Genomic DNA, 9,492 nt, shown 5'->3' on the forward strand with positions numbered 1-9,492 from the left:
CACACCCGAATGGCAAGCTTGAAGGATGAACGACGCCGCCGCTCCGGAGCACACTCCCCACCCCGCCCCCCGCCGAAGGGCCCGGGTCCGGGCGCCCGAGCTGATCGGCGAGGGCGGCTGGCTGAACACCGGCGGTACCGCCTACACCCTCGCCGACCTGCGCGGACGTATCGTCATCCTGGATTTCTGGACGTTCTGCTGCGTCAACTGCCTGCATGTCCTGGACGAGCTGCGGGAGCTGGAGGAGAAGCACCCGGACACGGTGGTGGTGATCGGGGTGCACTCACCGAAGTTCGTGCACGAGGCGGACCACGCGGCCGTGGTGGACGCCGTCGAGCGGTACGGCGTCGCCCACCCGGTGCTGGACGATCCGCGGCTCGCGACCTGGAAGCAGTACGCGGTCCGGGCCTGGCCGACGCTGGTGGTGATCGACCCGGAGGGGTACGTCGTCGCCCAGCACGCCGGTGAGGGGCATGTGCACGCCATCGAGCGGCTGGTCGCGGAGCTGGAGACCGAGCATGCCGCCAGGGGCACCCTGCGGCGCGGCGACGGCCCGTACATCGCCCCCGAGCCGGAGCCGACGGTGCTGCGGTTCCCCGGCAAGGCGCTGCCGCTGCCCGGCGGAACGTTCCTGGTCAGCGACACGACCCGGCATCAGCTGGTGGAGCTGGCGGCGGACGGGGAGAGCGTGCTGCGCCGGATCGGCGCGGGCGGGCGCGGCCTGGCCGACGGTCCCGCCGACCGCGCCCGCTTCCAGGAGCCGCAGGGCCTCGCCCTCCTCCCGGACGGCACGGTCGCCGTCGCCGACACCGTCAATCACGCGCTGCGCCGCTTCGACCCGGCGACCGGCGCCACGACGACCCTGGCCGGGACCGGCGCCCAGTGGATGCAGGGCGACGCCGTCTCCGGCCCGGCCCGCGAGGTCCCTCTCTCCTCGCCCTGGGACGTGGCCTGGTGGCAGGACCGGCTGTGGATCGCGATGGCGGGCGTGCACCAGCTGTGGGCGTACGACCCGGACACCGCGACGGTGGAGGTCACCGCCGGGACGACCAACGAGGGGCTGCTCGACGGGCCCGGCGCCGAGGCGTGGTTCGCCCAGCCGTCGGGGCTCGCGGCGACCCCGGACCGCCTCTGGCTGGCCGACGCCGAGACCAGTTCCCTGCGCTGGGTGGCGCCGGACGGCTCCGTGCACACCGCCGTCGGCACCGGCCTGTTCGACTTCGGCCACCGCGACGGCCCCGCCGACCGGGCCCTCTTCCAGCACCCGCTGGGCGTGACCGCCCTGCCCGACGGCTCGGTGGCCGTCGCCGACACCTACAACCACGCCCTGCGCCGCTACGACCCCGCCACCGGCGAGGTCACCACCCTCGCCACCGATCTGCGCGAGCCCAGTGACGCGGTGCTGGCCGGGGACGACATCCTGGTCGTCGAGTCCGCCCGCCACCGGCTGACCCGGCTGCGCCTGCCCGAGGAGGCGGTACGGGTCGACTCCGTCGCCCACCGCACCCGGCGCGAGGCCACGGACGTGGCCCCGGGCGCCCTCCGCCTGGACGTGATCTTCCAGGCCCCGGCCGGCCAGAAACTCGACACGAGGTACGGCCTCTCCACCCGCCTCCTGGTCTCCTCCACCCCGCCCGAGCTGCTCCTGAAGGGCGAGGGCGCGGACACCGACCTCACCCGCGCGCTGGAACTGAACCCGGCCGTCCCCGAGGGCGTCCTGCACATCGCCGCGATGGCCGCGTCCTGCGACGACGACCCGGCCAACCCCTACCCCGCCTGCCATGTCCACCAGCAGGACTGGGGGGTGCCGGTGCGGCTGGTGGCGGGGGGAGCGGGGCGGCTGGGGCTGGTGCTGGCGGGGATGGACGAGGGCCCGGCCGCCTAGGCCTAGGGACCAGGTGGTGTGTCAGCCCTCCAGAAACGCGATCAGCGCGTTGCCCAGCATGTGCGGGTCGTCCACCCCGCACATCTCGCGCGCGCTGTGCATCGACAGGATCGCCACGCCGATGTCGACGGTCCGGATGCCGTGGCGGGCGGCGGTGATGGGGCCGATCGTGGTGCCGCAGGGCATGGAGTTGTGGGAGACGAACGACTGGAAGGGGACGCCCGCCTTCTCGCAGGCCGCCGCGAACACCGCCCGGCCCGAACCGTCCGTCGCATAGCGGTTGTTGACGTTGACCTTGAGGATCGGGCCGCCGTTGACCCGGGGGTGGTGGGTCGGGTCGTGGCGCTCGGCGTAGTTGGGGTGGACGGCGTGGCCTGTGTCGGAGGACAGGCAGATCGTTCCGGCGAAGGCGCGGGCGCGGTCCTCCCAGGAGCCGCCCCGGGCGAGCACCGACCGCTCCAGGACGCTGCCGAGCAGCGGGCCGTCCGCGCCGGTGTCGGACTGGGAGCCGTTCTCCTCGTGGTCGAAGGCCGCGATCACCGGGATGTAGGGGAGGGCCTCGCCGCCGGAGGCGACCGCGGTCAGCGCCGCGGTGGCGGCGTGCACGGAGAGGAGGTTGTCCATGCGCGGGCCGACGACCAGCTCCTGGTCCCGGCCCAGCAGCGCGGGCGCCTCCACCGGGTGGGTCATCAGGTCCCACCCGGCGACCGAGCCCGCCGCGAGCCCGGCCTCCTGCTCCAGGAACGCGATCAGATCGCCGTCCCGCACGTCGTCGCCCAGCCCCCACACCGGCTGGAGATGGCGCTGCTTGTCCAGCTTGAGCCCCTCCGACGACACCGAGCGGTCCAGATGGATCGCCAGCTGCGGCACGCGCAGCAGCGGGCGGTCGACATTGACCAGCCGGGTCGTGCCGTCCCGGAGGGTGAGACGGCCGGCGATGCCGAGGTCCCGGTCCAGCCAGGAGTTCATCAGCGGGCCGCCGTAGATCTCCACCGCGATCTGCCGCCAGCCGTGCGCCCCGGCGTCGGGCAGCGGCTTGACCCGGAGGTTGGGGGAGTCGGTGTGCGCGCCGACGATCCGGAACGGGGTGTGCGGTGCGGTGCCCTCCGGTACGTACCAGGCGATGATCGCGCCCCCGCGCAGCACATAGCGCCCGCCCGTGCCCGCGTCCCAGGCGTCGGTCTCCGCGACCTGCCGGAACCCGGCCTTCTCCAGCCGCTCGGCGACGGCCGCGACGGCGTGGTACGGCGACGGCCCGGCCGCCAGGAACGACATCAGGTCTTCGGTGTGGCCGCGGTCGAGGCGGACGGGTTCGCTCATGGGTTCACCTTAACGACGTACCAGGGCCCGCTTCCCGTGGTGGGAGCGGGCCCTGGTGAGAACGGTGTGGAGACCGGCCGGTAGGGGGCGGTGGGCTGGTTGGGCGGGGGATATCGGGCCGGTGGGGGTTGGGGTGGGGGTGGGGGCGTGATGGGTGCCGGGCTCGTCGGGGGATGGGTGCCGGGCCCTTCGGACCCGCCGGGCGATGGATGCCGACGGACACCGGGCTCGTCGGGCGACGGGTGCTGAGGGATGCCGGGCCCGTCGGGCGACGAGTGCTGAGGGATGCCGGGCCCGTCGGCTGGTGGATGTCGGCGGCGGGCCCGTCGGGGGACGGGGCCGCGCCCGGCGGGATCGGCCGGACGGCGGGTGGTCGGACGGCGGGTGGTCGGACGGTGGGTGGTCGGGCGGTGGGGTGGTTGGGCGGTGGGGTGGTTGGGCGGTGGGTGGTTGGGCGGTGGGCCGGTCGGACGGTGGGGTGGCTGGGCGGTGGGCGGTCGGATGGTGGGGTGGTCGACCAGCGGACGCCGACGGACCGGGCCCGCCGGGCGACAGATGCCGATGGACACCGGACCCGCCTCCCGACGGACGCCGGGCCCCGCCTCCCGACGGATGTCGGCGGGCACCGGGCACGTCGGCCGACGGGTGCCGACGGTGGGCCCGTCAGGGGACGGGGATCCCGCCCGGCGGATCGGCCGGACGGCGGGCCGACCAGGGGAAGGAGGCCCGAGCCAGGAGGATCGTCCGGACAGCGGGCCGGTCGCCCGGCGGATACCGGCCCGGCTCCCGGCAGATCCCGACGGCGGGCCGCCCGCGGGACGGGACCCGCACCCGGCGGGATCGGCCGGACACCGGCCCGGTCGCCGGCGGACCCCGACGCCCACCGGGCCCGCCCGGCGGCGGAGGCTGACGAACGCCGACGCCCACCCGGCCCGCCCGGCGGCGCAGCCCGGCGGACCGGTCTGCCGACCGATGCCGGCGGACGGGTCAGTCGGCCGAAACCGCAGGACGGGTCTGCCGACCGATACCGCCCGACCGGTCAGCCGACCGACGCCGAAGAACCCGGTCAACCGACGGACGTCAGAACGCCGCCTCGTCCAGTTCCATCAGGTCCAGTTCGACCGTCTCGGAGATCTTGCGGGCCAGGGTGACGCCCGGCAGGACGTTCGCCGCGAAGAACTTCGCCGCCGCGATCTTGCCGGTGTAGAAGGGCACGTCCCTCGGGGACGCCGTCGGGAGCTTCTCGGCGGCCACCGCGGCGCCGCGCAGCAGCAGATAGCCGACGATCACATCGCCGGAGGCCAGCAGCAGCCGGGTGGTGTTCAGGCCCACCTTGTAGATGTTCTTGACGTCCTGCTCGGTGGCCGCGAGGTCGGTCAGCATCAGACCGACGATCGCCTCCAGCTCGACCGCCGCCTTCGCCAGGTGCTCGCGCGCCCCGGCCAGCTCCGCGCCGCCGGTGCCCAGCGCCAGGAACGTCCTGATCTCCTCGGCCAGCGAGTTCAGCGCCGCGCCCTGGTTGCGGACGATCTTCCGGAAGAAGAAGTCCTGCCCCTGGATCGCCGTCGTGCCCTCGTACAGGGTGTCGATCTTGGCGTCCCGGATGTACTGCTCGATCGGGTACTCCTGGAGGAACCCGGAGCCGCCGAAGGTCTGGAGCGACTGGGCGAGCTGCTCGTAGCCCTTCTCCGAGCCGTAGCCCTTGACGATCGGGAGCAGCAGATCGTTCAGCGCGTGCTCGGTGGACGCGTCCTCGCCGGACGCCTCCTTCGCCGCGATGGCGTCCTGCACGGACGCGGTGTGCAGCACCAGCGCGCGCATGCCCTCCGCGTACGCCTTCTGCGTCATGAGGGAGCGGCGGACGTCGGGGTGGTGGGTGATGGTGACCTTGGGCGCGGCCTTGTCCATGAAGTGGGCCAGGTCGGGGCCCTGGACGCGCTCCTTGGCGTACTCCAGGGCGTTGAGGTAGCCCGTGGAGAGGGTGGAGATCGCCTTGGTGCCGACCATCATCCGGGCGAACTCGATGATCCGGAACATCTGGCGGATGCCGTCGTGCTTGTCGCCGATCAGCCAGCCCTTGGCCGGGTGCCGGTCGCCGAAGGTCAGCTCGCAGGTGTTGGACGCCTTGAGGCCCATCTTGTGCTCGACGTTCGTCGCGTAGACGCCGTTGCGCTCGCCCAGCTCGCCGGTCCCGAAGTCGAAGAGGAACTTCGGGACGAGGAAGAGGGACAGGCCCTTGGTGCCGGGTCCGGCGCCCTCGGGGCGGGCCAGGACGTAGTGGAGGATGTTCTCCTCCATGTCGTGCTCACCGGAGGTGATGAAGCGCTTCACGCCCTCGATGTGCCAGGAGCCGTCCTCCTGCCGGACGGCCTTCGCGCGCCCGGCGCCCACGTCCGAACCGGCGTCCGGCTCGGTCAGCACCATCGTGGAGCCCCAGGTCCGCTCGACGGCGAGCGAGGCGATGTGGCGCTGTTCCTCGGTGCCCTCCTCGAAGAGGATGCGGGCGAACGCCGGGCCGGAGGAGTACATCCAGATCGCCGGGTTGGCCCCGAGGATCAGCTCCGCGTACGACCAGATCAGCGAGGGCGGGGCGGTGGTGCCGCCGATGCCCTCGGGCAGGCCGAGGCGCCAGTACTCCGAGTCCATGAACGCCCGGTAGCTCTTCTTGAAGGAGTCCGGCACCGGTGCGGTGCCCGTCTCCGGGTCGAAGACCGGCGGGTTGCGGTCGGCGTCGGCGAACGACTCGGCCAGCTCGTTCTCCGCGAGCCGGGTCAGCTCCGAGAGAACGCTCTTCGCGGTGTCGGTGTCCATCTCCTCGAACGGGCCGGTGCCGTACAGCTTGTCGCGTCCCAGTACCTCGAAGAGATTGAACTCGATGTCGCGGAGATTCGACTTGTAGTGCCCCATGGCGATGGCTCCGTAGAGATCGGCGAGGCACTGACTCCTCGCGCCCCGTTCACATATTCCTGTGCTGACTGACTGACTACGATGATGCTACCCGTCGGTAATAAGAAGCAACCCCCACTCGGCCAAGTGTGAGAAGGCTCTACATATCGGCCGTCGGCGGCACCGGACACCGGCCGTCACGCGCACCGGACACCGGCCGTCGCCCGCACCCGGGATCGGCCCTCGCCGGGCACCGGCCGCCCCCCGCTCGGTACGCTTGCGCGCATGTACGGATACGGGCAGCCGATGGACAACGGTGGTGCGCAGTACGCCCAGCCGCAGCAGATGCCCGGCGGCGTGGGGGGCTACGGGCAGCAGCCGCCGCTGTATCCGGAACCCTCCCCGCCCTCGCTGGCCGACGCGGTGCGCGCGTTCACCACCGGGCAGATGCCGGCCGAGGACTTCCAGCAGGTCTTCGCCACCTCGAAGGTGTACTGCCCGCGCGGCGACAACCCCGGCTTCCTCGCCCTGCACAACACCCAGCAGCCGGTGATCCCGATGTTCTCCTCGCTCAAGGAGCTGCGCCGGTACGCGGGCAAGGAGTCCAAGTACTTCGTGATCACCGGTTCGGAGGTGATCGATCTGCTGCCGACCGGCTACGGCTTCGTCCTGGACATGGAGGGCGAGCACCGGATGGTCTTCGACGCGAAGGCGGTCGAACAGATGGTCGACTTCGCGATGCGGCGGATGTACGGCTGAGGCGTAGCCGTCAGTCGTAGTCGTCCCGTCGCCGTTCGCGACTGTTTTCTGAGCCCGGGGGGAATGCCCTCCGGGCTTCCTTCGTTACAGGTGGCAGAAAGTTCAACCATCAACTAAAGTGAGCGTACACAAGGAGGTACCGACATGCCCGCTGTGACCGTCGAGAACCCGCTGACGCTGCCCCGAGTGGCCGCTTCCACCGACGCCGTGGCCCGACCCGTGCTCGCCGTCACCACCGCGCCGAGCGGCTTCGAGGGGGAGGGCTTCCCGGTGCGCCGCGCCTTCGCGGGGATCAACTACCGCCACCTCGACCCGTTCATCATGATGGACCAGATGGGTGAGGTGGAGTACGCGCCGGGCGAGCCCAAGGGCACCCCCTGGCACCCCCACCGCGGCTTCGAGACCGTGACCTACATCATCGACGGGATCTTCGACCACCAGGACTCCAACGGCGGTGGCGGCACCATCACCAACGGGGACACCCAGTGGATGACCGCGGGCGCCGGCCTGCTGCACATCGAGGCCCCGCCGGAGCATCTCGTCGTCTCGGGCGGCCTCTTCCACGGCATCCAGCTGTGGGTGAACCTCCCCGCCAAGGACAAGATGATGGCGCCGCGCTACCAGGACATCCGCTCCGGCCAGGTGCAGCTGCTCACCTCCCCCGACGGCGGCGCGCTGCTCCGCGTCATCGCCGGTGAGCTGGACGGGCACGAGGGCCCCGGCATCACCCACACCCCGATCACCCTGGTCCACGCCACACTGGCGCCGGGCGCGGAGATCACCCTGCCCTGGCGCGAGGACTTCAACGGGCTCGCCTATGTCCTCGCCGGGCGCGGCACGGTCGGCGCCGAGCGCCGGCCCATCCAGCTCGGCCAGACCGCGGTCTTCGGCGAGGGCTCCTCGCTGACCGTCCGCGCGGACGAGAAGCAGGACGGGCACACCCCCGACCTGGAGGTCGTGCTCCTCGGCGGGCAGCCGATCCGGGAGCCCATGGCGCACTACGGACCCTTCGTCATGAACACCCGTGACGAACTCCAGCAGGCGTTCGAGGACTTCCAGAAGGGCCGGCTGGGCACCGTCCCCGCCGTGCACGGGATGACGGACGAGGGTCCGCAGGGCTGACGTCCCGTCACCGGGGCCTCGCGCAGGCGCCCCCGTCGCTCACCCGGGCGGGCCGTCCGGACAGGACAGCCCGCCCGCCGCGTGATCCGCTGAGGGGATGCGCCTGCTGCCCGAGCCCGTACGCCGTCTCGCCGCCTGGTGCGCGGTCATCCTGCTGGCGGTGGCCGTGGCCTGGGTCGGGATCCGGCTCTGCTCGGTGCTGCGCACGGCCGTGGTGCCGGTGCTGCTCGCCCTGCTCGGTACGGCGCTGCTGCGCCCCTTCCACCGGCGGCTGGTCAGAGCCCGGGTCAACCGGTCGCTGGCCGCCGCGCTGACCTGCGTCGCCGTGGTCGCCGTCGTCGGCGGCGCCGTCTATATCGTCGTCGCCGCGCTGATCGACTCCGGCGACCAGATCATCGCCTCCCTCAAACAGGCCGCGACCTCGCTCGCCCGGCACTTCGGGGCGGCCGGCACCTCGCTGAACGACCTCGCGACCAACTCCCGCGATCTGCTCGGCAAGTTCGGCGGCACCGCGGCCTCCGGGGTGATCAGCGGGGTCAGCGTGGTCGGCGAGACCATCGCGCTGGCCGTGCTGGCGCTGCTGCTGGTCTTCTTCTTCCTGCGCGACTCCGACCGGGCCGCCGGGACGCTGCGCTCCCTGTCGCCGCCCGGCGCCGCCGACACCGTCGAGGCCATGGCCCGGCGTGCCTTCCGGGCCGTCGAGGGCTTTATGCGCGGCACCACCGTGATCGCCTTCATCGACGCCGTGTGCATCACCATCGGCCTGCTGATCCTGCGGGTGCCCGGCGCGATGGGCCTGGGCGCGCTGGTCTTCGTCGGCGCGTACATCCCCTACCTCGGCGCCTTCATCTCCGGGGCGGTCGCGGTGCTGGTGGCTCTCGCCGACCGGGGGTTCGTGATCGCGCTGTGGGCGCTCGGGGTGGTGCTCGCCGTCCAGGTGCTGGAGGGGCATGTCCTCCAGCCGGCGATCCAGAGCCGGACCGTGCAGATGCACCCGGCGGTGGTGATGCTCGCCATCACCGCGGGCGCCTCCGTCGCCGGGATCCTCGGCATGCTGCTCGCCGTCCCGCTCACCGCGGCGGCCTTCGGCGTCATCAGCGAACTGCGCGACCGCTACACCCCGGGGACGGGCCCGGCGTAGGGCACGTCGTCCGGGAGCGTCCCGGCCGTGAGCCACGGTGACCTGCCGGCCCGTCCCGGGGCCCCGGTCCAGGAGGGCAGGAACCCGGACCGGGGCGGTTCCCGTGAGGGGCGTACGGCGGTGGAGGTTCCGGGCGTCTCCGGTGCGGGGACGGGGTATCCGGCCCGTCCCGGTGCTTCCGCGGAGGCATCCGGCCGCCGTTCACGGGCTGCGTCTCGACGATACGGACGGTGAGTGGATGCGTGCTGTCCGTGAGGGGTCAAACGCCCGGAACGAGGGAAACGGGTGCGGGCCGGTCACCGGGGGTCACCTGGCGTGCGCCCGGGGCACGGTGCGTGACCGGGTGGCTTGCCACCGTCAGCCGACCTCGTCCGGGATC

At 72.4% G+C, this 9,492-nt stretch carries 6 protein-coding genes; 4 read left to right on the forward strand and 2 right to left on the reverse strand.

Features of this window, described 5'->3' with window-relative positions; genetic code table 11:
- Nucleotides 1–25 precede the first annotated feature (25 nt).
- Nucleotides 26–1,885 carry an NHL domain-containing thioredoxin family protein gene (locus ABZX40_RS15625; RefSeq protein ID WP_355748021.1) on the forward strand — a complete coding sequence of 620 codons (1,860 nt, stop codon included), beginning with the start codon at nt 26–28 and terminating at the stop codon, nt 1,883–1,885.
- 21 nt (nt 1,886–1,906) lie between these two features.
- Here ABZX40_RS15625 and ABZX40_RS15630 read toward each other — a convergent pair whose 3' ends face one another.
- Nucleotides 1,907–3,205, reverse strand: coding sequence for a M18 family aminopeptidase (locus ABZX40_RS15630; RefSeq protein WP_355748024.1), 1,299 nt, complete (start codon nt 3,203–3,205; stop codon nt 1,907–1,909).
- Nucleotides 3,206–4,285: 1,080 nt separating this feature from the next.
- Nucleotides 4,286–6,112: an acyl-CoA dehydrogenase gene (locus tag ABZX40_RS15635; RefSeq protein WP_355748027.1), complete on the reverse strand. Its 1,827-nt coding sequence runs from the start codon at nt 6,110–6,112 to the stop codon at nt 4,286–4,288.
- Nucleotides 6,113–6,376: 264 nt separating this feature from the next.
- On the opposite strand from ABZX40_RS15635, the gene ABZX40_RS15640 reads away from it, so the two are divergent.
- The 3 genes from ABZX40_RS15640 (at nt 6,377) to ABZX40_RS15650 (ending at nt 9,113) form a co-directional block, all read left to right on the forward strand.
- A complete protein-coding gene (locus tag ABZX40_RS15640) occupies nt 6,377–6,850 on the forward strand; it encodes an SseB family protein (RefSeq protein WP_355748030.1) in 474 nt (157 codons plus the stop codon).
- A 144-nt stretch (nt 6,851–6,994) separates the two neighbouring features.
- Nucleotides 6,995–7,972 (forward strand): pirin family protein, encoded by a 978-nt coding sequence (locus ABZX40_RS15645; protein ID WP_355748033.1) that lies wholly within the window; start codon nt 6,995–6,997, stop codon nt 7,970–7,972.
- Nucleotides 7,973–8,069: 97 nt separating this feature from the next.
- Nucleotides 8,070–9,113, forward strand: a complete 1,044-nt coding sequence (locus tag ABZX40_RS15650) for an AI-2E family transporter (protein WP_355748036.1) — start codon at nt 8,070–8,072, stop codon at nt 9,111–9,113.
- The last annotated feature ends 379 nt before the right edge of the window (nt 9,114–9,492 follow it).

This window comes from Streptomyces sp. NPDC004610 (assembly GCF_040609715.1).
In the GTDB taxonomy this organism is placed as follows: domain Bacteria; phylum Actinomycetota; class Actinomycetes; order Streptomycetales; family Streptomycetaceae; genus Streptomyces.

Coding starts and splice junctions, on each gene's coding strand:
- ABZX40_RS15625 (WP_355748021.1), top strand. CDS start 26: ATGAACGACGCCGCCGCTCCGGAGCACACTCCCCACCCCGCCCCCCGC.
- ABZX40_RS15630 (WP_355748024.1), bottom strand. CDS start 3,205: ATGAGCGAACCCGTCCGCCTCGACCGCGGCCACACCGAAGACCTGATG.
- ABZX40_RS15635 (WP_355748027.1), bottom strand. CDS start 6,112: ATGGGGCACTACAAGTCGAATCTCCGCGACATCGAGTTCAATCTCTTC.
- ABZX40_RS15640 (WP_355748030.1), top strand. CDS start 6,377: ATGTACGGATACGGGCAGCCGATGGACAACGGTGGTGCGCAGTACGCC.
- ABZX40_RS15645 (WP_355748033.1), top strand. CDS start 6,995: ATGCCCGCTGTGACCGTCGAGAACCCGCTGACGCTGCCCCGAGTGGCC.
- ABZX40_RS15650 (WP_355748036.1), top strand. CDS start 8,070: ATGCGCCTGCTGCCCGAGCCCGTACGCCGTCTCGCCGCCTGGTGCGCG.